Raw genomic sequence first — 21,881 nt, 5'->3', positions numbered from 1 at the left:
CATGCATTTCACCATTCAACGCGAAGCCCTGTTGAAACCCCTGCAACTGGTCGCAGGCGTCGTCGAACGCCGCCAGACCTTGCCGGTGCTCTCCAACGTGCTGCTGGTTGTCGAAGGCCAGCAATTGTCGCTGACCGGTACCGACCTGGAAGTCGAGCTGGTTGGTCGTGTTCAACTCGAAGAGCCGGCGGATCCGGGTTCCATCACCGTGCCTGCGCGCAAGCTGATGGACATCTGCAAGAGCCTGCCAAACGATGCGCTGATCGACATCAAGGTCGATGAGCAGAAGCTTGTGGTCAAGGCCGGCCGTAGCCGCTTCACCCTGTCGACCTTGCCGGCCAACGACTTCCCTACCGTGGAAGAAGGCCCGGGCTCGCTGACCTGCAGCCTTGAGCAAAGCAAACTGCGCCGTCTGATTGAGCGCACCAGCTTCGCCATGGCCCAGCAGGACGTGCGTTACTACCTCAACGGCATGCTGCTGGAAGTTTCCGCTGGTGTGATCCGCGCCGTGGCCACCGACGGTCACCGCCTGGCCATGTGCTCGATGCAGGCCGATATCGGCCAACCGGATCGTCACCAGGTCATCGTACCGCGCAAAGGTATCCTTGAACTGGCACGCCTGCTCACCGAGCCGGATGGCAATGTCAGCATCGTTCTGGGTCAGCACCACATCCGCGCCACCACCGGTGAATTCACCTTCACCTCGAAACTGGTCGACGGCAAATTCCCGGACTACGAACGCGTTCTGCCAAAAGGCGGCGACAAGCTGGTACTGGGCGATCGCCAGGCGTTGCGCGAAGCGTTCAGCCGTACCGCGATCCTGTCCAACGAGAAGTACCGTGGTATCCGTCTGCAACTGGCCAGTGGTCAGCTGAAGATCCAGGCGAACAACCCGGAGCAGGAAGAAGCGGAAGAAGAAGTGGGCGTCGAATACAACGGTGGCTCTCTGGAAATCGGCTTCAACGTGAGCTACCTGCTCGACGTGCTGGGCGTGATGACCACAGAGCAGGTTCGTCTGATCCTGTCCGACTCCAACAGCAGTGCGCTGGTGCAGGAATCGGATAATGATGACTCGGCCTACGTTGTCATGCCGATGCGTCTGTAATCATGCCCAGCAGAAGCTAGATGTCCTTAAGTCGCGTCTCGGTCACCGCGGTGCGCAATCTGCACCCGGTGACCTTCTCCCCCTCCCCCCGAATCAATATCCTTTACGGCGCCAACGGCAGCGGCAAAACCAGTGTTCTGGAAGCCATCCATCTGCTGGGGCTTGCCCGTTCGTTTCGCAGCACCCGACTGTTGCCGGTCATTCAATATGAGCAACTGGCGTGCACGGTCTTTGGCCAGGTTGAACTGGCCGAGGGTGGGCACAGCGCCTTGGGCATTTCGCGGGATCGCCAAGGCGAATTCCAGATCCGTATCGATGGGCAGAACGCCCGCAGCGCCGCGCAACTGGCAGAGATATTGCCGCTGCAACTGATCAACCCGGACAGTTTTCGATTGCTGGAAGGTGCGCCGAAGATTCGCCGGCAGTTTCTCGACTGGGGCGTGTTCCACGTGGAACCGCGTTTCATGTCTACCTGGCAGCGCTTGCAGAAGGCCCTGCGCCAGAGAAACTCTTGGCTGCGGCATGGTACACTTGACGCCGTTTCGCAAGCGGTTTGGGACAGGGAACTGTGCCAGGCCAGCGCTGAAATTGATGAATACCGCCGCGCTTATATCAAAGCCTTGAAACCAGTCTTTGAACAAACCTTGAGCGAACTGGTTGAGCTTGAAGGCTTGACGCTCAGCTATTACCGCGGCTGGGACAAGGACCGTGAACTGAGTGCTGTGCTCGCCGGGTCTTTGCAGCGGGACCAGCAAATGGGGCATACCCAGGCCGGACCACAACGTGCTGATTTGCGTCTCAGGCTGGGCGCACACAACGCTGCGGACATCTTGTCCCGTGGCCAGCAGAAGTTGGTGGTTTGCGCATTGCGGATTGCCCAAGGGCACCTGGTCAGCCAGGCTCGACGCGGTCAGTGTATTTATCTGGTGGATGACTTGCCGTCCGAGCTGGACGAGCACCACCGTCGCGCGCTTTGCCGCTTGTTGGAAGACTTACGCTGCCAGGTATTTATCACCTGTGTAGATCACGAATTATTGAGGGAAGGCTGGCAGACGGAAACGCCAGTCGCTCTGTTCCACGTGGAACAGGGCCGTATCACCCAGACCCACGACCATCGGGAGTGAAGGCATTGAGCGAAGAAAATACGTACGACTCAACGAGCATTAAAGTGCTGAAAGGCCTGGATGCCGTACGCAAACGTCCCGGTATGTACATTGGTGATACCGACGATGGCAGCGGTCTGCACCACATGGTGTTCGAGGTGGTCGATAACTCGATCGACGAAGCGCTCGCCGGCTACTGCGACGACATCAGCATCATCATCCACCCGGATGAGTCCATCACCGTTCGCGACAACGGCCGTGGTATCCCGGTAGACGTACACAAAGAAGAAGGCGTTTCGGCAGCCGAGGTCATCATGACCGTGCTGCACGCCGGCGGTAAATTCGACGACAACTCCTACAAGGTTTCCGGCGGTCTGCACGGTGTGGGTGTGTCGGTCGTTAACGCCCTGTCGGAAGAGCTGGTCCTGACCGTTCGCCGTAGTGGCAAGATCTGGGAACAGACTTACGTCCACGGTGTTCCGCAAGAACCAATGAAAATCGTTGGCGATTCCGAAACAACCGGTACGCAGATCCACTTCAAGGCTTCCAGCGAAACCTTCAAGAACATCCACTTCAGCTGGGACATCCTGGCCAAGCGGATTCGTGAACTGTCCTTCCTCAACTCCGGTGTCGGCATCGTCCTCAAGGACGAGCGCAGCGGCAAGGAAGAGCTGTTCAAATACGAAGGCGGCCTGCGTGCGTTCGTTGAATACCTGAACACCAACAAGACTCCGGTCAACCAGGTGTTCCACTTCAACATCCAGCGTGAAGACGGCATCGGCGTGGAAATCGCCCTGCAGTGGAACGACAGCTTCAACGAGAACCTGTTGTGCTTCACCAACAACATTCCACAGCGCGACGGCGGTACTCACCTGGTGGGTTTCCGTTCCGCACTGACGCGTAACCTGAACACCTACATCGAAGCAGAAGGCCTGGCGAAGAAGCACAAGGTCGCCACTACCGGTGACGATGCCCGTGAAGGCCTGACCGCGATCATTTCGGTAAAGGTACCGGATCCGAAGTTCAGCTCCCAGACCAAAGACAAGCTGGTGTCTTCCGAAGTGAAGACCGCGGTCGAACAGGAAATGGGCAAGTACTTCTCCGACTTCCTGCTGGAAAACCCGAACGAAGCCAAGCTGGTCGTCGGCAAGATGATCGACGCGGCCCGTGCCCGTGAGGCGGCGCGCAAGGCCCGTGAGATGACCCGCCGCAAAGGCGCACTGGACATCGCCGGCCTGCCGGGCAAACTGGCGGACTGCCAGGAAAAGGACCCTGCCCTGTCCGAACTGTACCTCGTGGAAGGTGACTCCGCGGGCGGCTCTGCCAAGCAGGGACGTAACCGCAGGACCCAGGCGATTCTGCCCCTCAAGGGTAAGATCCTGAACGTCGAGAAGGCACGCTTCGACAAGATGATCTCTTCCCAGGAAGTAGGCACCTTGATCACCGCGCTCGGCTGCGGCATCGGTCGCGAAGAGTACAACATCGATAAGCTGCGCTATCACAACATCATCATCATGACCGATGCTGACGTCGACGGTTCGCACATCCGTACCTTGCTGCTGACCTTCTTCTTCCGTCAGTTGCCGGAGTTGATCGAGCGTGGCTATATCTACATCGCCCAGCCGCCGCTGTACAAAGTGAAAAAAGGCAAGCAAGAGCAATACATCAAAGACGACGACGCCATGGAAGAGTACATGACGCAGTCGGCCCTGGAAGATGCGAGCCTGCACCTGAACGAGGAAGCACCGGGTATCTCCGGCGAAGCCCTTGAGCGTCTGGTGAACGACTTCCGTCTGGTCATGAAGACCCTCAAGCGTCTGTCGCGCCTGTACCCACAGGAACTGACCGAGCACTTCATCTACCTGCCGGCGGTCAGCATGGATCAACTGTCCGATCACGCAGCGATGCAGGATTGGCTGGCCCAGTACGAAGTGCGTCTGCGCACCGTGGAGAAGTCGGGTCTGGTCTACAAGGCCAGCCTGCGTGAAGACCGTGAGCGTAACGTCTGGCTGCCAGAGGTCGAACTGATCTCCCACGGCCTGTCCAACTACGTCACCTTCAACCGTGACTTCTTCGGCAGCAACGACTACAAGACCGTGGTTTCCCTGGGTGCTCAACTGAGCACCTTGTTGGACGACGGCGCGTACATCCAGCGTGGCGAGCGCAAGAAGCAGGTCACTGAGTTCAAGGAAGCCCTTGAGTGGTTGATGGCCGAAAGCACCAAGCGCCACACCATCCAGCGATACAAAGGACTGGGCGAGATGAACCCGGATCAGCTGTGGGAAACCACCATGGACCCGGGCTCGCGCCGCATGCTCAAAGTGACCATCGAAGACGCCATTGGCGCGGACCAGATCTTCAACACCCTGATGGGTGATGCGGTCGAACCTCGTCGTGACTTCATCGAGAGCAACGCCCTGGCGGTGTCCAACCTGGACTTCTGATCCCGGTCGCCCCGCCATACAAAAGGCCAACGCTCATGCGTTGGCCTTTTTATTTGTTGAGGTCAAAAGATCGCAGCCTTCGGCAGCTCCTACAGGCTGCGATCTTTTGATTTTTCCCCACCTGTTTCACTCTCGACTCGCTTTGTACACCGCCTGAAACATCCACATTACGGGCATAAAAAAACCGGCTATATCAGCCGGTTTTTTTTACGTCCGAAAAAAACTTATGCACGTTTTTATGGGATTTATCATTCTAAGAAATATGTAAAAGAATCATAAAGTTACGTGCAAATAACAACGGTTTTAAAGGAAACGGTACACAGGTTATCCACAGAATCTCAGACAGTCACCTGATCGTTTGAAACCGGCGCTTGCGGAGCCGGTGGCAGTGAGCCCATTTCCCGTTGCATCTGCTCGTTCCAGGCCTGGACCCGGTCGTTTAATTCAGCAATGGCTCGCGGTCCGGTGCCTTCGGCATACATCGGTGTGCCAATGATCACAGTGATGACGCCCTGCTTCTTCGCCCAACCGGTTTTCGGCCAGAACTTGCCGGCGTTGTGCGCAATCGGCAGCACGGGCAATTCGGCGTTGACCGCCAATGCGCTGCCACCGCGCGAGAACTTTCCGATGGTGCCGTAAGGAACGCGCGTGCCTTCGGGGAAGATCAGCACCCAGACATTGTCCTTGAGCAACTCATCGCCCTTCTGCGCCACATGCTTGAGTGCGGCTTTCGGGTTGTCGCGATCGATGGCGATCGGTCGCAGCATGGCCATGGCCCAACCGAAGAACGGCACATAGAGCAATTCACGTTTGAGCACCTGGCTCAGCGGCGAGAAGTAGGCAGAGAGAAAGAACGTCTCCCAGGTGCTCTGGTGGTTCGACTGAATGACGCAAGGCCGTTCAGGAACGTTCTCGGCACCCTTCACTTCGTAGCGGATACCCAGAAACACTTTGCTCAGCCACAAGGCGCAGCGGCACCAGTACACGTTGATGAAGCGATAACGTGCCTTGAACGGCAGAAACGGCGCGATAAAAAAACTCAGGCTGCACCACAGCAAGGAGCTGGTGCCCAGCAGCAGGTAAAAGAGGAAGGTTCTGATGGCCTGCAGTATCGACATGGTGACGGTTACCGTGCGGGCTTTGCCCGTCTATATAAAGCGCACTTCCGATCACTCCCTGGTCAGGAGTCTCGAAAACGCTCTAATTGTGGATAAGTTCTGCGGCAATCGCCGCCAGATCGTCAAAAATCAAGGTGCCTGCCGGTAAGGTCTTGCCCAAGGTTTTTTCGCCTTTTCCGGTCTTTACCAAAACTGGCTGTGAATCGACGGCTTTAGCGGCTTCCAGGTCACCAAGGCTATCGCCGACGAACCATAGATTAGTCAGCGACACGTTGTAATGTGCGGCGATGTTTTTCAACATCCCGGGTTTCGGCTTGCGGCAATCGCAGCCTTCGTCCGGCCCGTGGGGGCAGTAGACGATCAGGCCGACTTCACCACCCTGCTCCGCCACCAGCGCGCGCAAGCGCTCGTGCATGGCATCCAGGGTGGCGAGGTCGTAGTAGCCGCGAGCGATGCCCGACTGGTTGGTAGCGACGGCTACCGTCCAGCCGGCCTTGCTCAACTGCGCGATGGCTTCGATCGAACCGGGGAGTGGGATCCACTCCTCCACCGACTTGATGTAAGCGTCGGAGTCGTAATTGATCACTCCGTCCCGATCGAGAATCAGCAGTTTCAAACAGTCTTACCCCAGCAACGAAATATCGGCGACGCCGAGGAACAACCCACGCAGACGCGCCAGCAACGCGTAACGGTTGGCGCGGACTTTGGCGTCCTCTGCGTTGACCATCACGGCTTCGAAGAACGCATCCACCGGCTCGCGCAGGGCGGCCAGGCGTGCCAGGGATTCGCTGTACTGACGTGAGGCGGCCATTGGCTGTACAGCCTGGTCAGCCTGCTGGATCGCTGAGTACAGGGAGAACTCGTTGGCATTGTCGAAGTACTTGGCTTCTACGACTGTAGGTACCGAACCTTCGACCTTGCTCAGCAGGTTCGACACACGCTTGTTCACGGCGGCCAGGGCAGCGGCTTCCGGCAATTTGCGGAAGGCCTCTACCGCTTGCACGCGCTGGTCGAAGTCCAGGGCCGAGCCTGGTTTCAGGGCACGTACCGACAGGTAGGTGGCGACATCGACGCCTTCGTCTTCGTAACGGGCACGCAGACGGTCGAAGATGAACTCCAGCACCGAGTCGTTGAGGCCGGCAGCCTTGACCTTGGTACCGAACGCATCCACGGCGAAGGCCACGGCCTCGGTCAGGTCCAGATCCAGTTGTTTCTCGATCAGGATGCGCAACACACCCAGTGCCGCACGGCGCAGGGCGTACGGATCCTTGCTACCGGTCGGCAGCATGCCGATGCCGAAAATACCAACCAGCGTATCGAGCTTGTCGGCGATGGCCACGGCCGCACCGGTCAGGGTGGACGGCAGTTCAGCGCCGGCACCGCGCGGCATGTACTGTTCGTTCAGGGCCAGTGCGACATCTTCCGGCTCGCCATCGTTGAGGGCGTAGTAGTAACCGGCGACACCTTGCATCTCCGGGAACTCACCGACCATTTCGGTCGACAGGTCGCACTTCGACAGCAGGCCGGCACGAGCGGCCCACGCGGCGTTGCCGCCGATGCGTTGAGCGATGAACGCAGCCAGTTTGGAAACACGCTCGGCCTTGTCGTAGACACTGCCGAGTTTTTCCTGGAACACCACGTTCTGCAGGCGCAGGTTGAAGTCTTCGAGCTTCTGCTTCTTGTCCTGCTTGAAGAAGAACTCGGCGTCGGTCAGGCGTGGGCGAACCACTTTCTCGTTACCGGCGATGATCTGCTGCGGGTCTTTGCTTTCGATGTTGGCCACGGTGATGAAACGTGGCAGCAATTTGCCGTCGGCATCCAGCAGGCAGAAGTACTTCTGGTTGTCCTGCATGGTGGTGATCAGGGCTTCTTGCGGCACGTCGAGGAAGCGTTCCTCGAACGAGCACACCAGCGGCACCGGCCATTCGACCAGCGCGGTCACTTCATCGAGCAGGGCCGGCGGAACGATTGCCGTGCCTTCCTGGCGGGTGGCCAGCTCTTCGGTGCGCTTGCTGATGATCTCGCGACGCTCGTTGGCGTCGGCCAAAACGTAGGCGGCACGCAGGTCGGCCAGGTAGCTGGACGGCGAACCGATACGCACGCTTTCCGGATGATGGAAGCGGTGACCACGGGAATCGCGACCGGCTTTCTGGGCGAGGATGGTGCAGTCGATGACCTGGTCACCGAGCAGCATCACCAGCCATTGGGTCGGACGCACGAACTCTTCCTTGCGCGCACCCCAACGCATGCGTTTCGGGATCGGCAGGTCGTTCAGCGAGTCTTCGACGATGGTCGGCAGCAGGCTCGCGGTCGGCTTGCCGGCGATGCTCTGGCTGTAGCGCAGTTTCGGGCCGCTCTGATCGATTTCGCTCAGTTCGACGCCGCACTTCTTGGCGAAACCCAGGGCTGCCTGGGTCGGGTTGCCTTCGGCATCGAATGCAGCCTGACGTGGTGGGCCATCGAGGTTGATGCTGCGATCCGGCTGCTGGGTGGCCAGCGAGGTGATCAGCACAGCCAGGCGGCGTGGCGCGGCATAAACGGTTTTAGTCTCGTAGTTCAGGCCGGCAGCTTGCAGGCCCTTGTCGATACCGGCAAGAAACGCCTCGGCCAGGGTGTTCAGGGCTTTGGGTGGCAGTTCTTCAGTGCCCAGTTCAACCAGAAAATCCAGAGCACTCATTGTGCAGCCTCCAGCTTGGCCAGTACTTCGTCACGCAGGTCCGGGGTCGCCATCGGGAAGCCCAGCTTGGCGCGAGCCAGCAGGTAGGCTTGCGCAACGGAACGCGCCAGGGTGCGTACACGCAGGATGTATTGCTGACGTGCGGTCACCGAGATTGCCCGGCGCGCATCCAGCAGGTTGAAGGTGTGGGAAGCCTTCAACACCATTTCGTAGCTCGGCAACGGCAGCGGCTGGTCGAGCTCGATCAGGCGCTTGGCTTCGCTTTCGTAGAAATCGAACAGTTCGAACAGCTTGTCGACGTTGGCGTGTTCGAAGTTGTAGGTCGATTGCTCCACTTCGTTCTGGTGGAACACATCGCCGTAGGTCACTTTGCCGAACGGACCGTCAGCCCAGACCAGGTCGTAGACCGAGTCCACGCCTTGCAGGTACATGGCCAGACGCTCGAGGCCGTAGGTGATCTCGCCGGTCACCGGGTAGCACTCGATGCCGCCCGCTTGTTGGAAGTAGGTGAACTGGGTCACTTCCATGCCGTTGAGCCAGACTTCCCAGCCCAGACCCCAGGCGCCGAGGGTCGGCGATTCCCAGTTGTCTTCGACGAAGCGGATGTCGTGGACCAGCGGGTCCAGGCCGACATGCTTGAGGGAGCCCAGGTACAGTTCCTGGAAGTTGTCCGGGTTCGGCTTCAGGACCACCTGGAACTGGTAGTAGTGCTGCAGACGGTTCGGGTTTTCGCCGTAGCGGCCGTCAGTCGGACGGCGGCTTGGCTGCACGTAGGCGGCGTTCCAGGTTTCCGGGCCAATGGCGCGCAGGAATGTAGCAGTGTGGAAAGTGCCGGCGCCTACTTCCATATCGTAGGGCTGAAGTACCACACAACCTTGCTCGGCCCAGTATTGCTGGAGGGCGAGGATCAAGTCTTGGAAGGTACGCACGGCTGGCGTAGGCTGGCTCACGAAATTCACCTGTTTCTTGGGCTGCGATTTAAAGAGCGGGAGTATACCCGATTCATTGCTGCGCACGCCCCCTGGAGCCTTATGCCACGCTGCTTTTGGTGTTCCGAAGATCCGCTGTACATGGCTTATCACGATCAGGAGTGGGGCACGCCGCTACGCGATGCGCAGGGATTGTTCGAGTTGCTTTTGCTCGAAGGGTTCCAGGCCGGGCTTTCCTGGATCACCGTGCTGCGCAAACGCGAGCATTATCGTCAGGTGATGTTTGGTTTTGATGTTCAGCGCGTGGCGCAGATGAGCGATGCCGAAATCGACGAGTTGATGCTCGATCCGGGCATCATCCGCAACCGCCTCAAGCTCAACGCGGCCCGGCGCAATGCCCAGGCCTGGCTGGCGCTGGAGGACCCGGTGGCGTTTCTCTGGTCGTTCGTCGGTGGCACGCCGGTGATCAATCATTTCAAGGACCGCAGCGAAGTCCCGGCTGTGACGCCGACCGCCGTGGAAATGAGCAAAGGCCTGAAAAAAGCCGGTTTCACCTTCGTCGGGCCGACCATTTGCTACGCGCTGATGCAGGCCTCGGGCATGGTCATGGATCACACTCGGGACTGCGACCGCTACGCGCAGTTGGCGAACGGCGGTTAGAATGGCCGCCTCGCGCACAGCACAAGATCAGGAGTGACCTGTGGATAAGTTGAAAGGCGCCTTGCTGGTAGGCGCTCTGCGGCTGTTTGCCCTGCTTCCGTGGCGGGCCGTGCAGGCCGTGGGCTCGGCGATTGGCTGGGTCATGTGGAAAACCCCGAACCGTTCCCGCGACGTGGTACGGATCAACCTGTCCAAGTGTTTCCCGGACATGGACCCCGCCGAGCGCGAGCGTTTAGTCGGACAGAGCCTTAAGGACATCGGCAAGTCCCTGACCGAAAGCGCCTGCGCCTGGATCTGGCCGGCCCAGCGCTCCATCGACCTGGTGCGCGAGGTCGAAGGCCTCGACATTTTGAAGGACGCCCTCGCCTCCGGCAAAGGCGTGGTTGGCATCACCAGCCATCTGGGCAATTGGGAAGTGCTCAATCATTTCTATTGCAGCCAGTGCAAACCGATCATTTTCTACCGCCCGCCAAAATTGAAGGCGGTGGACGAGTTGCTGCAAAAGCAACGGGTGCAACTGGGTAACAAAGTCGCCGCTTCCACCAAGGAAGGCATCCTCAGCGTCATCAAGGAAGTGCGCAAAGGTGGTGCAGTGGGCATTCCTGCTGACCCGGAACCGGCCGAATCCGCCGGGATCTTCGTGCCGTTCTTCGCCACCCAGGCACTGACCAGCAAATTCGTACCCAACATGCTCGCCGGCGGCAAAGCGGTCGGCGTGTTCCTGCATGCGCTGCGCCTGCCCGACGGTTCAGGCTACAAAGTGATCCTCGAAGCCGCGCCAGAGGCCATGTACAGCACCGATACGGCGGAATCCTGTGCGGCCATGAGTAAAGTGGTCGAGCGTTATGTCGGCGCTTACCCGAGCCAGTACATGTGGAGCATGAAGCGCTTCAAGAAGCGGCCACCGGGTGAAGAGCGCTGGTATTGATTCAATTGGCATGATCTGTGGATAACCCTGGATTCGGGGTTATCCACAACCGTTCATCAAAGGGCGCAGAAGATGTCCGAACATCGCAAGTCATTCCGCATCAAGATCAGTCACGAAAACATCGGCGAATGCCTGGGCCAGACGCGCAACCTGTCGACCACCGGGGTTTACGTCAAGCATCCGAAACTGTCGGCGTTGCCCCGGGGCGCGGTGGTCTACGGGCAGGTGCAAGACTTACCCACAGGCGCGCCGCGGGTGCGCATGGAAGTGGTGTTGGTGGATGCCGAAGGGATTGGCTTGCGCTATCTCTGAATGTTGCGATCCAGCTTTTTCAGAAACACCGTCATTTCCTTTTCTGCCTGCTTGTCGCCATGATTGCGAGCGGCTTCCAGGCCTTGTTCCCAGGCTTGGCGCGCGGCCGCAAAGTCCGCCAGCGCCAGATGGGCCTTGCCCAGCAGTTTCCACGCCGCCGAATACTTCGGATCGAATTCGACGCAGCGCTGAAAATGCTCCGCCGCCTTGGCGTTCTCCCCCAGATCCAGATAACCCTTGCCCAGGCCGAAGCGCAGCAAGGAGTTATCCACACCCTTGGCGAGCATTTTTTCCAGGGATTCGATCATGGGTGGATTCCTTGCCTGAAGCATTTCAGGAGTTGATTTGTTGTAGGAGCGAGCTTGCTCGCGATGGTCGTCAACGATAATGCAGGAAACCAGACACCCCGCGTCGCTCTCGGGTTCTTCGCGAGCAAGCTCGCTCCTACAAAGGCAGGCCAACGCTAAATCCGGATCAGAAGAAACTCAGCCCCACATGGAACAACTTCTCCACATCGCGAATATGTTTTTTATCCACAAGGAACAGAATCACATGGTCGCCCGCTTCGATCACGGTGTCATCGTGGGCGATGATCACTTCTTCGTCGCGGATAATCGCACCGATGGTGGTGCCCGGCGGCAGGCCGATGTTCTCGATGGCCTTGCCGATCACCTTGCTTGATTTCGCATCGCCATGGGCAATCGCCTCGATGGCTTCCGCCGCGCCACGGCGCAGCGAGTGCACGCTGACAATGTCGCCACGGCGTACGTGGGCCAGCAAGGTGCCGATGGTCGCCAGTTGCGGGCTGATGGCGATGTCGATGTCGCCGCCCTGGATCAGATCGACATAGGCCGGGTTGTTGATGATGGTCATCACCTTCTTCGCACCGAGGCGCTTGGCCAGCAGCGACGACATGATATTGGCTTCGTCGTCGTTGGTCAGGGCGAGGAACAGGTCCGCGTCGGCGATGTTCTCCTCCAGCAGCAGGTCGCGGTCCGAGGCGCTGCCCTGCAATACCACGGTGCTGTCGAGGTGGTCCGAGAGATGGCGGCAACGTGCCGGGTTCATCTCGATGATCTTTACCTGATAACGGCTTTCGATGGCCTCGGCCAGACGCTCGCCGATCTGCCCGCCACCGGCGATGACAATGCGTTTATAGGTTTCGTCGAGACGGCGCATTTCGCTCATGACCGCGCGAATGTTCGCTTTGGCGGCGATGAAAAACACCTCGTCGTCGGCCTCGATCACGGTATCGCCCTGGGGCAGGATCGGCCGGTCGCGGCGGAAAATGGCGGCCACGCGGGTTTCGACGTTCGGCATGTGTTCACGCAACTGTCGCAGTTGCTGGCCCACCAGGGGCCCGCCGTAATAGGCGCGAACCGCGACCAGTTGCGCCTTGCCGTCGGCGAAGTCGATCACCTGCAAGGCGCCCGGATGCTGGATCAGACGCTTGATGTAGTTGGTGACCACTTGTTCCGGGCTGATCAGCACGTCCACCGGAATCGCTTCATTCTGGAACAACTGCTCTTCGCGGGTCAGGTACGCAGCCTCACGAACCCGGGCGATCTTGGTCGGGGTGTGGAACAGGGTATGGGCGACCTGGCAGGCGACCATGTTGGTTTCGTCGCTGTTGGTCACGGCGACCAGCATGTCGGCGTCGTCGGCGCCGGCCTGGCGCAGCACGGTCGGAAACGAACCGCGGCCCTGCACCGTGCGGATGTCCAGGCGGTCGCCAAGGTCGCGCAGGCGTTCGCCATCGGTGTCGACCACGGTGATGTCGTTGGCTTCGCTGGCCAGGTGTTCCGCCAGCGAACCGCCGACCTGCCCTGCACCGAGGATGATGATTTTCATCCAGTCACTCCATTGAATCCGTTTAACCGCGCGCGGCGGCGATCTTGATCAGCTTGGCGTAGTAGAACCCGTCGTGGCCGCCTTCCCGGGCGAGCAACTGGCGACCATGGGGCTGCTTGATGCCGGCCGCCGTGGCGAGGTCCAGTTCACGGGCGCCCGGCGTGCGAGCGAGGAACGCTTCGATGACTTCGGTGTTCTCGGTCGGCAGCGTCGAGCAGGTGGCGTATAGCAGAATGCCGCCGACTTCCAGGGTGTTCCACATGGCGTCGAGCAGCTCGCCTTGCAGCAGCGCCAGCGCGGCGATGTCTTCGGGCTGGCGGGTCAGCTTGATGTCCGGATGACGACGGATCACGCCCGTTGCCGAACATGGTGCGTCCAGCAGGATGCGCTGGAATGGCTTGCCGTCCCACCACGCCTGCGTGTCGCGGCCGTCGGCGGCAATCAGTTCGGCGCTCAGTTTCAGGCGTTCGAGGTTTTCCCGCACCCGCACCAGACGCTTGGCTTCCAGGTCTACCGCCACCACCCCGGCCAGTTTTGGCTCGGCTTCGAGAATATGGCAGGTCTTGCCGCCGGGTGCGCAGCAGGCGTCCAGTACCCGTTGGCCCGGTGCCAGGTCGAGCAGATCAGCGGCCAGTTGTGCCGCTTCGTCCTGCACGCTGATCCAGCCCTCGGCGAAACCCGGCAGGCTGCGCACGTCGGCGGCGGCTTCTAGCACGATACCGTCACGGCTGTAGACACAGGGTGTGGCGGCGATACCGGCGTCGGTCAGCAAACCGAGGTAGGCATCCCGACTGTGATGGCGACGGTTGACCCTCAGGATCATTGGCGGATGCGCGTTGTTGGCGGCGCAGATGGCTTCCCATTGCTCTGGCCAGAACGCCTTCAGGGATTTCTGCAGCCAACGCGGGTGTGCCGTGCGCACCACTGGATCGCGTTCCAGCTCGGCGAAAATCGCTTCGCTTTCGCGCTGAGCGTTACGCAGGACAGCGTTGAGCAAGGCCTTGGCCCATGGCTTTTTCAACTTGTCGGCACAACCGACCGTCTCGCCAATCGCGGCATGGGCCGGGACTCGGGTGTAGAGCAGCTGATAGAGGCCGACCAGCAGCAGCGCCTCGACATCGGCATCGGCAGCCTTGAACGGCTTTTGCAGCAACTTGGCCGCCAGCGCCGACAAGCGTGGCTGCCAGCGTGCGGTACCGAACGCCAGGTCCTGGGTGAAGCCGCGATCACGGTCCTCGACCTTGTCCAACTGCGTTGGCAGCGAACTGTTGAGCGAGGCTTTTCCGCTCAGGACGGCGGCAAGTGCCTTGGCGGCGGCCAGACGCGGATTCATTGAGCGTCCACCGCTTGACCGAGGACAGTGCTGGTGGCGAATTTCTCACGGCGGCTGTTGAACAGGTCGCTGAAGTTCAGCGCCTTGCCGCCGGGCAATTGCAGACGGGTCAGGCACAACGCCTGCTCGCCGCACGCGACGATCAGGCCATCCTTGCTGGCGCTGAGGATTTCACCGGGTGCACCTTTGCCTTCGGCCAGGTTTGCGGCCAGCACTTTCAGGGCTTCGCCATTCAAGGTGCTGTGGGTGACCGGCCACGGGTTGAAGGCACGCACCAGGCGCTCCAGTTCAAGCGCCGGGCGACTCCAGTCGATGCGCGCTTCGTCCTTGTTCAATTTGTGCGCGTAGGTGGCCAGGCTGTCGTCCTGCACTTCGCCTTCCAGCGTACCCGCGGCGAGGCCGGCAATTGCCTGAACCACGGCCGGTGGGCCCATTTCGGCCAGACGGTCGTGAAGGCTGCCGCCAGTGTCTTCGGCGCTGATCGGCGTAGTGACTTTAAGCAGCATCGGCCCGGTGTCGAGGCCGGCTTCCATGCGCATCACGGTCACGCCGCTTTCGGCATCCCCTGCTTGCACGGCACGCTGGATCGGCGCCGCACCGCGCCAGCGCGGCAGCAGCGAGGCGTGGCTGTTGATGCAACCCAGGCGTGGAATATCCAGCACCACTTGCGGCAGGATCAGGCCGTAGGCGACCACCACCATCAAGTCCGGTTTCAGCGCGGCCAGTTCGGCTTGCGCGTCTTCGTTGCGCAGGGTTGGCGGCTGCAACACCGGGATGTTGTTCTCCAGAGCAAGCTGCTTGACCGGGCTCGGCATCAGTTTTTGCCCGCGACCGGCCGGACGATCCGGTTGGGTGTAGACCGCGACGATCTCGTAAGGGCTGCTCAGCAGGGCCTTGAGGTGTTCGGCGGCGAATTCCGGGGTGCCGGCAAAGACAATGCGCAGTGGCTCAGTCATGGGTGACGTCTCTTGAAAAGAAAAAGGCTTGCCGCAGCAAGCCTTTGAAGATGGGCATCAGGCGTTCTGGCGATGAAGCTTTTCCAGTTTCTTCTTGATGCGGTCGCGTTTGAGCGTGGACAGGTAATCGACGAACAATTTGCCATTGAGGTGGTCGCATTCGTGCTGGATGCACACCGCGAGCAAATCTTCGGCGATCAGTTCGTATGGCTTGCCGTCGCGGTCCAGTGCCTTGACCTTGACCCGTTGCGGGCGATCGACGTTTTCGTAGAAGCCCGGCACCGACAGGCAGCCTTCCTGGTACTGGCCCATGTCGTCGGTCAGCGGTTCGAGCTCGGGGTTGATGAACACTCGCGGCTCGGTGCGGTCTTCGGAGAGGTCCATCACGACGATACGTTTGTGCACGTTGACCTGGGTAGCGGCGAGGCCGATGCCAGGCGCTTCATACATTGTTTCAAACATGTCGTCGACCAACTGACGCACTTCGTCGTCCACTACGGCCACTGGCTTGGCGATAGTGCGCAGACGCGGATCAGGGAATTCGAGGATGTTTAAAATGGCCATAAGCTTGATCAGTGCACGTGTGAAGTAAGGTCGGGTCGATGGCCTGGCGGGTCCGAAGAAATGCAGGCTACCGTTGTAAAACGTAGCTCCCTTCTGTTGACAAGCAAGTTTTGACAAGCAAGCCGGGAGCGAGCCACTGACGGCTCTGGCGTTTCACGCGAATGCACATAATAAAGGGATTCACCGCATGAGGAAATCACTACTCGCCCTGCTGCTCCTGGCTTCGGCAGGCTGGGCGTACGGGCAGGTGCAACTTCGGGAAGATATTCCCACCATAAAGCTGTCGCCTCAGGTTCGCAGCAGCCCGGTGACCGAGGTTATCCCCAGCATTGCGCTCAAATCGATCAACAGCTTTCTGCTGAGCAACCGCATCGTCGACAAGGCCGAGGATTTCACCAAGGCGCCTTACATCGTCGCTGGTGATTCCGAGCGTGTGCTCAGCGGCGCGGGTGACCGCATCTTTGCCCGCGGCCATTTCGATCCGGCGCAACCGGCGTACGGTATCTTCCGCCAAGGCAAGGTCTACACCGATCCGCAGAGCAAGGAGATCCTGGGGATCAACGCCGACGACATCGGCGGCGGCGATGTCGTGGCCATTGAAGGTGACGTCGCCACTCTGGAGTTGCAACGCACGACCCAGGAGGTCCGCCTCGGCGATCGCTTGTTCAGCGGTGAAGAGCAGGCGATCAACTCGACCTTCACGCCCAGGGCGCCGAGCCACGAAATCAACGGTCTGATCATCGATGTTCCGCGCGGGGTCACGCAGATCGGCGAGTTGGACGTGGTTACCCTGAACAAGGGGCAGCGCGACGGTCTGGTCGAAGGCAATCTGCTGGCAGTGATGAAAACCGGCGAAACAGTCCGGGACCGGATCACGGGTCAGCCGTTGAAAATTCCCGATGAGCGCGCCGGTCTGCTGATGGTTTTCCGTACCTACGACAAACTCAGTTATGGGCTGGTGCTCAGCGCTTCACGCTCGCTGTCGGTGATGGATAAGGTACGAAATCCGTAAGAGTGCTTCACAAGTTACCAACAGAGTTATCCACAGCTTATTCCCGTTTGTACGGGTGCTCATAACGATCAAGGATGATCCATGTCGCTGCCTGCCGTTACACCGGTTTCCCCCGCGGAACTTGAAGCTCGTTTACGTCTGCACCGTTTGCCGGAACTCGGCCCGGCGCGTTTCAAGAAATTGCTCGAAGCCTTCGGCTCGGCATCCAAAGCCCTTAGTGCACCTGCCAGTGCCTGGCGCGCGCTGGGTTTGCCACTCGCCTGTTCCGAGGCCAGGCGTAGCGCTGAGATCCGTGACGGCGCCAGTCATGCATTGGCCTGGCTAGAGCATTCGGCCCAGCATTTACTGATGTGGGACCAACCGGACTACCCGGCGCTGCTGGCACAAATCAGCGATGCACCACCGCTGTTATTTGTCGCCGGCGATCCCGGCATTCTGGAAAAACCGCAACTGGCGATGGTCGGCAGCCGTCGCGCTTCCCGGCCGGGGATGGACACCGCTGCCGCATTTTCCCGCAGCCTGGCGGGTGCCGGTTTTGTCATTACCAGCGGCCTGGCCCTGGGCATTGACGCCGCCGCACACCAAGCTGCGCTGGACGTCGGCGGGCAAACGATCGGTGTGCTCGGTACGGGGCTCGAGAAGTTTTATCCACAGCGAAATAGACGCCTGGCAGACGCCATGATCGCCTCGGGCAGCGCGGTACTTTCGGAGTTTCCGCTGGATGCAGGCCCCAGCGCCGGTAACTTCCCCCGGCGCAACCGGATCATCAGCGGTTTGTCCCTCGGAGTGCTGGTGGTCGAAGCCAGTGTCGCCAGTGGGTCACTGATTACCGCGAGGCTGGCGGCGGAGCAGGGGCGCGAGGTGTTTGCGATGCCCGGGTCGATCCATCATCCCGGTGCCCGCGGCTGCCATCAGTTGATCCGTGACGGTGCGGTGCTGGTGGAAACCATCGAACATATCCTCGAAGCCCTGCGCGGCTGGCAACGACTGCCGTTATCCACAGAATCCTTCAGCCCTGAAACGACTCACCCCCTGTTGAAGTTGCTGCATGCCGCACCTCTGACCAGTGAAGCGTTGGTCGACGCAAGCGGCTGGACCTTGCCGAAGGTGCTGGCGGCGTTGACGGAACTTGAAATGGACGGTCGCGCTATTTGCGAAAGCGGGCGCTGGTTTGCACGGGTGAGCTAGGTTTTATAAACAAGATCGGTAAACTGCGCAGAGCCTTATTCTGGAGAGTTTTTCATGGTCAACAGTTGGCGTGTGCAACAAGCCGCGCAAGCAATTCGCGCCGGGGCGGTGATTGCCTACCCAACCGAAGCAGTCTGGGGCCTGGGTTGCGACCCGTGGGACGAGGAAGCGGTGGAGCGTCTGCTGCTGATCAAGGGGCGGTCCGAGGATAAAGGGCTGATCCTGGTCGCGGACAACATCCGTCAGTTCGATTTCCTCTTCGATGACTTCCCCGAGTTGTGGATGGACCGCATGGCCAGTACCTGGCCAGGTCCGAACACCTGGCTGGTGCCGCACCAGAACCTACTGCCGCAGTGGATTACCGGTGTGCATGAAACCGTGGCGCTGCGGGTCAGTGATCACCCACTGGTGCGGGACTTGTGCGCACTGGTCGGGCCGCTGGTGTCGACGTCGGCCAACCCGCAGGGACGCCCGGCGGCACGCACGCGGCTTCGCGTCGAGCAGTACTTCCGTGGGCAGGTGGATCTAGTGCTGGGTGGCAATCTGGGCGGGCGCAAGAACCCGAGCGTGATTCGCGATCTGGCGACCGGCAAGGTTTTGCGCCCGGATTAAGACCGGGTTGACCTCCTTCGCGAGCAAGCCCGCTCCCACACTGGATCTGTGAACGACACAGATCCAGTGTGGGAGCGGGCTTGCTCGCGAAGGGGCCCTACCAGTCAACTACCCATTCAGGGCAGCAGAACAACCGAACCCGTCGTACGCCGCGCCGACAACTCGGTCTGCGCCTTCGCCGCGTCAGCCAGTGGAAAACGCTGACTGATGTCCACGGTCAGCTTGCCGCTGATGATCATCTCGAACAACTCGTCGGCCATGCGTTGCAGGTTCTCGGCGTTGTTCGCATAAGTGCCCAGGGTTGGCCGGGTCACGTACAGCGAGCCTTTCCCCGCTAGGATCCCCAGGTTCACGCCGTCGACCGCACCGGACGCATTGCCAAAACTCACCACGAGGCCACGCGGTGCGGCGCTGTCGAGTGATGTCAGCCAGGTGTCCTTGCCAACGCCGTCATACACCACCGGGACTTTTTTGCCGTCGGTCAATTCCAGCACGCGCTGGGCGACGTTTTCATGGCTGTAGTCGATGGTCGCCCAAGCGCCGTTGGCCTTGGCCAGTGCGGCTTTCTCGGCCGAGCTGACCGTACCGATCAGCTTCACGCCCAAGGCCATTGCCCACTGGCAGGCCAGTGAGCCTACCCCGCCGGCTGCGGCGTGGAACAGGATGGTTTCGCCACCCTTGAGATCATAAGTCTGACGCAGCAGGTACTGCACGGTCAGGCCCTTGAGCATCACGCCAGCGGCCTGTTCGAAGCTGATGGCGTCCGGCAGTTTCACCAGATTGGCCTCGGGCAACACATGAACTTCGCTATAGGCGCCCAGAGGGCCGCTGCCATAGGCCACGCGATCGCCGATCTTGAAGCGGGTCACGTCGCTGCCGACCGCCTCGACCACGCCCGCACCCTCCGAGCCGAGGCCAGATGGCAGGGATGGCGGCGGGTACAGGCCGCTACGGTAATAGGTGTCGATGAAGTTCAGGCCGATGGCCTTGTTGGTCACGCGCACTTCCTTCGGACCTGGCTCGGCGGGTTGGTAATCCACATACTCGAGCACTTCGGGGCCACCATGGGCGCGGAACTGGATACGCTTTGCCATCGAAACTCTCCATAGGTCGTTTTACCAAGCGCCCTATCGGACTCCTAAGCTTGATTTTCGTCAACTGCGAAGGGGTAACTTGCGATGTTATGCTACGCGCCCATTTGCGCAGGCTGAGCTCCAATGGAGCGCCGCGTTGTTTTGCCCGATTCAAGGTGATGACATGACGACCCGCACCGAGGCCGTAAAAGCCTACCTGCTCGACCTGCAAGACCGTATCTGCGCCGCCCTGGAAGCCGAAGACGGTGGCACGCAATTCGTCGAAGACGCCTGGACCAGGCCGGCCGGCGGTGGCGGTCGCACCCGCGTGATTGAAAACGGCACGGTGATTGAAAAGGGTGGCGTGAACTTTTCCCACGTCTTCGGCAGCGGTCTCCCACCTTCAGCCAGCGCCCACCGGCCGGAGCTGGCGGGCCGTGGCTTTGAAGCCTTGGGCGTGTCGCTGGTGATTCACCCGCACAACCCCCATGTGCCGACTTCCCACGCCAACGTGCGCTTTTTCATTGCTGAAAAAGAAGGTGAAGAACCGGTCTGGTGGTTTGGCGGCGGCTTTGACCTGACCCCGTATTACGGTAACGAGGAAGACTGCATCCACTGGCATCGCATCGCCGAGCAGGCCTGTGCACCGTTCGGCCCGGACGTCTACTCGCGTTACAAGGCCTGGTGCGACAGCTACTTCCACATCAAGCATCGTCACGAGCCGCGTGGCATCGGCGGGCTGTTTTTCGACGACCTGAACGAGTGGGATTTCGACACTAGCTTCGCCTTCATGCGCGCCATTGGCGACGCGTACATCGATGCTTACCTGCCGATCGTGCAGCGCCGCAAGAACGACGCGTTCACGGCCAAGCAGCGCGAGTTCCAGGAGTTCCGCCGTGGCCGCTACGTTGAATTCAACCTGGTCTACGACCGCGGCACGTTGTTCGGCCTGCAATCGGGCGGGCGTACCGAGTCGATCTTGATGTCGCTACCACCGCAAGTGCGCTGGGGCTACGACTGGAAGGCCGAGCCTGGCAGCGAGGAAGCGCGCCTGACCGAGTACTTCCTGCAGGACCGCGATTGGTTGGCCGAAGCTTGAACGAGGAATCCTGATGGACCGTTATGTCGTATTCGGTAACCCGATTGGCCACAGCAAATCACCGTTGATCCACCGCCTGTTCGCCGAGCAGACCGCGCAAAAGCTGGACTACAACACAATGCTGGCGCCACTCGACGACTTTTCCACCTGTGCCCGGACGTTTTTCCTCGAGGGACGCGGCGCCAACGTGACGGTGCCATTCAAGGAAGAAGCCTACCGGCTGGCGAACAGCCTGACGGCGCGGGCGCAGCGCGCCGGTGCGGTCAATACCTTGAGCAAACTGGCCGATGGCAGTCTGTTGGGCGACAACACCGACGGTGCCGGGCTGGTGCGGGACCTGACGGTCAACGCCGGATTCAGCCTCAAGGGCAAACGCATCCTGCTGCTCGGCGCTGGCGGCGCGGTGCGCGGTGCCCTGGAGCCGCTGCTGGCCGAGCAACCGGCTTCGGTGATCATCGCCAACCGTACGGTGGACAAGGCCGAGTTGCTGGCTGAACTGTTCTGCGATCTGGGGCCGGTCTCGGCCAGTGGCTACGACTGGTTGCAGGAGTCGGTGGACCTGATCATCAACGCGACTTCCGCGAGCCTCACGGGCGATGTGCCGCCGATTGCACCGAGCCTGATCGAACCAGGCAAAACGGTGTGCTACGACATGATGTACGGCAAGGAGCCGACCTCGTTCTGCCGCTGGGCCAGCGAACACGGGGCTGCGGTGGCAATGGATGGCTTGGGGATGCTGGCCGAGCAGGCCGCGGAGGCGTTTTTCCTGTGGCGCGGTGTGCGCCCGGATACGGCGCCGGTGCTGGCGGAGTTGCGTCGGCAGTTGGCCCTGTAGATTTTCCTGATCAGACAGACTTTCTGTGGCGAGGGAGCTTGCTCCCGCTGGGCTGCGTAGCGGCCCTAAAACCTGGCATGCC

21 protein-coding genes are annotated in these 21,881 nt (G+C 60.4%); 11 read left to right on the top strand and 10 right to left on the bottom strand.

From position 1 onward, the window contains the following. The first annotated feature begins 1 nt into the window (after nt 1). From dnaN to gyrB, 3 genes are read left to right on the top strand one after another with little or no spacing between them, the layout of a single operon-like run. Nucleotides 2–1,105, top strand: coding sequence for a DNA polymerase III subunit beta (gene dnaN, locus KW846_RS00540; protein ID WP_007969885.1), 1,104 nt, complete (start codon nt 2–4; stop codon nt 1,103–1,105). A gap of 20 nt (nt 1,106–1,125) precedes the next feature. Next, nucleotides 1,126–2,229 carry a DNA replication/repair protein RecF gene (gene recF / locus KW846_RS00535; RefSeq protein WP_007969883.1) on the top strand — a complete coding sequence of 368 codons (1,104 nt, stop codon included), beginning with the start codon at nt 1,126–1,128 and terminating at the stop codon, nt 2,227–2,229. Nucleotides 2,230–2,234: 5 nt separating this feature from the next. Next, nucleotides 2,235–4,652 carry a DNA topoisomerase (ATP-hydrolyzing) subunit B gene (gyrB, locus tag KW846_RS00530; protein ID WP_007969881.1) on the top strand — a complete coding sequence of 806 codons (2,418 nt, stop codon included), beginning with the start codon at nt 2,235–2,237 and terminating at the stop codon, nt 4,650–4,652. Nucleotides 4,653–4,990: 338 nt separating this feature from the next. On the opposite strand, the gene KW846_RS00525 is transcribed toward gyrB, so the two are convergent. The 4 genes from KW846_RS00525 to glyQ form a co-directional block, all read right to left on the bottom strand. Beyond that, on the bottom strand, nt 4,991–5,770 hold the full coding sequence (locus KW846_RS00525; RefSeq protein ID WP_104450370.1) for a 1-acyl-sn-glycerol-3-phosphate acyltransferase: 780 nt from the start codon (nt 5,768–5,770) through the stop codon (nt 4,991–4,993). Nucleotides 5,771–5,852: 82 nt separating this feature from the next. Beyond that, entirely contained in the window at nt 5,853–6,386 is a 534-nt protein-coding gene (gmhB, locus tag KW846_RS00520; RefSeq protein WP_007985079.1) for a D-glycero-beta-D-manno-heptose 1,7-bisphosphate 7-phosphatase, read from the bottom strand. A 6-nt stretch (nt 6,387–6,392) separates the two neighbouring features. Next, nucleotides 6,393–8,447 carry a glycine--tRNA ligase subunit beta gene (glyS, locus tag KW846_RS00515; RefSeq protein ID WP_104450371.1) on the bottom strand — a complete coding sequence of 685 codons (2,055 nt, stop codon included), beginning with the start codon at nt 8,445–8,447 and terminating at the stop codon, nt 6,393–6,395. Continuing rightward, a complete protein-coding gene (glyQ, locus tag KW846_RS00510) occupies nt 8,444–9,397 on the bottom strand; it encodes a glycine--tRNA ligase subunit alpha (protein WP_003187265.1) in 954 nt (317 codons plus the stop codon). The genes glyS and glyQ overlap by 4 nt, the downstream gene beginning before the upstream one ends. Before the next feature lie 81 nt (nt 9,398–9,478). Here glyQ and KW846_RS00505 point away from each other — a divergent pair, with 81 nt between their 5' ends. From KW846_RS00505 to KW846_RS00495, 3 genes are all read left to right on the top strand, one after another. Next, nucleotides 9,479–10,036: a DNA-3-methyladenine glycosylase I gene (locus KW846_RS00505; protein ID WP_007985082.1), complete on the top strand. Its 558-nt coding sequence runs from the start codon at nt 9,479–9,481 to the stop codon at nt 10,034–10,036. Between the two features lie 40 nt (nt 10,037–10,076). Further along, entirely contained in the window at nt 10,077–10,964 is an 888-nt protein-coding gene (locus KW846_RS00500; protein ID WP_008018389.1) for a lysophospholipid acyltransferase, read from the top strand. Nucleotides 10,965–11,036: 72 nt separating this feature from the next. Continuing rightward, complete coding sequence (locus tag KW846_RS00495; protein WP_015092855.1) at nt 11,037–11,276, top strand: PilZ domain-containing protein; 240 nt, start codon at nt 11,037–11,039, stop codon at nt 11,274–11,276. Here the strand turns inward: KW846_RS00495 and KW846_RS00490 are convergent. From KW846_RS00490 to def, 5 genes are all read right to left on the bottom strand, one after another. Then, complete coding sequence (locus KW846_RS00490; protein ID WP_102700995.1) at nt 11,267–11,584, bottom strand: tetratricopeptide repeat protein; 318 nt, start codon at nt 11,582–11,584, stop codon at nt 11,267–11,269. The two genes, KW846_RS00495 and KW846_RS00490, sit on opposite strands and share 10 nt — an antisense overlap. A 166-nt stretch (nt 11,585–11,750) precedes the next feature. Further along, nucleotides 11,751–13,127 (bottom strand): Trk system potassium transporter TrkA, encoded by a 1,377-nt coding sequence (gene trkA / locus KW846_RS00485; RefSeq protein WP_116579834.1) that lies wholly within the window; start codon nt 13,125–13,127, stop codon nt 11,751–11,753. A gap of 22 nt (nt 13,128–13,149) precedes the next feature. Continuing rightward, the gene (rsmB, locus tag KW846_RS00480; protein WP_218480945.1) at nt 13,150–14,460 is read right to left on the bottom strand and encodes a 16S rRNA (cytosine(967)-C(5))-methyltransferase RsmB; all 1,311 of its coding nucleotides are present in this window, start codon (nt 14,458–14,460) and stop codon (nt 13,150–13,152) included. Then, nucleotides 14,457–15,416 (bottom strand): methionyl-tRNA formyltransferase, encoded by a 960-nt coding sequence (gene fmt, locus KW846_RS00475; RefSeq protein WP_218480944.1) that lies wholly within the window; start codon nt 15,414–15,416, stop codon nt 14,457–14,459. Before fmt ends, rsmB begins: the two co-directional genes overlap by 4 nt. Nucleotides 15,417–15,473: 57 nt before the next feature. Further along, nucleotides 15,474–15,980, bottom strand: a complete 507-nt coding sequence (gene def, locus KW846_RS00470) for a peptide deformylase (RefSeq protein WP_007969867.1) — start codon at nt 15,978–15,980, stop codon at nt 15,474–15,476. Nucleotides 15,981–16,167: 187 nt separating this feature from the next. Between def and KW846_RS00465 the strand changes: the two genes are divergently transcribed. From KW846_RS00465 to KW846_RS00455, 3 genes are all read left to right on the top strand, one after another. After that, nucleotides 16,168–16,992, top strand: a complete 825-nt coding sequence (locus KW846_RS00465; RefSeq protein WP_218480943.1) for a peptidoglycan-binding protein — start codon at nt 16,168–16,170, stop codon at nt 16,990–16,992. An 81-nt stretch (nt 16,993–17,073) separates the two neighbouring features. Next, complete coding sequence (gene dprA / locus KW846_RS00460; RefSeq protein ID WP_218480942.1) at nt 17,074–18,180, top strand: DNA-processing protein DprA; 1,107 nt, start codon at nt 17,074–17,076, stop codon at nt 18,178–18,180. Between the two features lie 54 nt (nt 18,181–18,234). After that, complete coding sequence (locus KW846_RS00455; RefSeq protein WP_218480941.1) at nt 18,235–18,792, top strand: L-threonylcarbamoyladenylate synthase; 558 nt, start codon at nt 18,235–18,237, stop codon at nt 18,790–18,792. 116 nt (nt 18,793–18,908) lie between these two features. On the opposite strand, the gene KW846_RS00450 is transcribed toward KW846_RS00455, so the two are convergent. Continuing rightward, nucleotides 18,909–19,886, bottom strand: a complete 978-nt coding sequence (locus tag KW846_RS00450) for an NADPH:quinone reductase (RefSeq protein WP_218480940.1) — start codon at nt 19,884–19,886, stop codon at nt 18,909–18,911. A 163-nt stretch (nt 19,887–20,049) separates the two neighbouring features. On the opposite strand from KW846_RS00450, the gene hemF reads away from it, so the two are divergent. Continuing rightward, nucleotides 20,050–20,964 (top strand): oxygen-dependent coproporphyrinogen oxidase, encoded by a 915-nt coding sequence (hemF, locus tag KW846_RS00445; protein WP_007969862.1) that lies wholly within the window; start codon nt 20,050–20,052, stop codon nt 20,962–20,964. Nucleotides 20,965–20,977: 13 nt separating this feature from the next. Continuing rightward, nucleotides 20,978–21,799 carry a shikimate dehydrogenase gene (gene aroE, locus KW846_RS00440; RefSeq protein ID WP_015092864.1) on the top strand — a complete coding sequence of 274 codons (822 nt, stop codon included), beginning with the start codon at nt 20,978–20,980 and terminating at the stop codon, nt 21,797–21,799. Nucleotides 21,800–21,881: the final 82 nt, after the last annotated feature.

The sequence above is a fragment of the Pseudomonas sp. PDM32 genome (assembly GCF_019219225.1).
GTDB classification, from domain to species: Bacteria; Pseudomonadota; Gammaproteobacteria; order Pseudomonadales; family Pseudomonadaceae; genus Aquipseudomonas; species Aquipseudomonas laurylsulfatiphila.
This window is presented reverse-complemented; position numbering and strand designations above follow the sequence as displayed.

What these genes read in the sequence shown, in the direction of transcription:
- dnaN (WP_007969885.1), top strand. Translation starts at nt 2, where the DNA reads ATGCATTTCACCATTCAACGCGAAGCCCTGTTGAAACCCCTGCAACTG.
- recF (WP_007969883.1), top strand. Translation starts at nt 1,126, where the DNA reads ATGTCCTTAAGTCGCGTCTCGGTCACCGCGGTGCGCAATCTGCACCCG.
- KW846_RS00525 (WP_104450370.1), bottom strand. Translation starts at nt 5,770, where the DNA reads ATGTCGATACTGCAGGCCATCAGAACCTTCCTCTTTTACCTGCTGCTG.
- glyS (WP_104450371.1), bottom strand. Translation starts at nt 8,447, where the DNA reads ATGAGTGCTCTGGATTTTCTGGTTGAACTGGGCACTGAAGAACTGCCA.
- KW846_RS00505 (WP_007985082.1), top strand. Translation starts at nt 9,479, where the DNA reads ATGCCACGCTGCTTTTGGTGTTCCGAAGATCCGCTGTACATGGCTTAT.
- KW846_RS00495 (WP_015092855.1), top strand. Translation starts at nt 11,037, where the DNA reads ATGTCCGAACATCGCAAGTCATTCCGCATCAAGATCAGTCACGAAAAC.
- KW846_RS00490 (WP_102700995.1), bottom strand. Translation starts at nt 11,584, where the DNA reads ATGATCGAATCCCTGGAAAAAATGCTCGCCAAGGGTGTGGATAACTCC.
- trkA (WP_116579834.1), bottom strand. Translation starts at nt 13,127, where the DNA reads ATGAAAATCATCATCCTCGGTGCAGGGCAGGTCGGCGGTTCGCTGGCG.
- rsmB (WP_218480945.1), bottom strand. Translation starts at nt 14,460, where the DNA reads ATGAATCCGCGTCTGGCCGCCGCCAAGGCACTTGCCGCCGTCCTGAGC.
- fmt (WP_218480944.1), bottom strand. Translation starts at nt 15,416, where the DNA reads ATGACTGAGCCACTGCGCATTGTCTTTGCCGGCACCCCGGAATTCGCC.
- def (WP_007969867.1), bottom strand. Translation starts at nt 15,980, where the DNA reads ATGGCCATTTTAAACATCCTCGAATTCCCTGATCCGCGTCTGCGCACT.
- KW846_RS00465 (WP_218480943.1), top strand. Translation starts at nt 16,168, where the DNA reads ATGAGGAAATCACTACTCGCCCTGCTGCTCCTGGCTTCGGCAGGCTGG.
- dprA (WP_218480942.1), top strand. Translation starts at nt 17,074, where the DNA reads ATGTCGCTGCCTGCCGTTACACCGGTTTCCCCCGCGGAACTTGAAGCT.
- KW846_RS00455 (WP_218480941.1), top strand. Translation starts at nt 18,235, where the DNA reads ATGGTCAACAGTTGGCGTGTGCAACAAGCCGCGCAAGCAATTCGCGCC.
- KW846_RS00450 (WP_218480940.1), bottom strand. Translation starts at nt 19,886, where the DNA reads ATGGCAAAGCGTATCCAGTTCCGCGCCCATGGTGGCCCCGAAGTGCTC.
- hemF (WP_007969862.1), top strand. Translation starts at nt 20,050, where the DNA reads ATGACGACCCGCACCGAGGCCGTAAAAGCCTACCTGCTCGACCTGCAA.
- aroE (WP_015092864.1), top strand. Translation starts at nt 20,978, where the DNA reads ATGGACCGTTATGTCGTATTCGGTAACCCGATTGGCCACAGCAAATCA.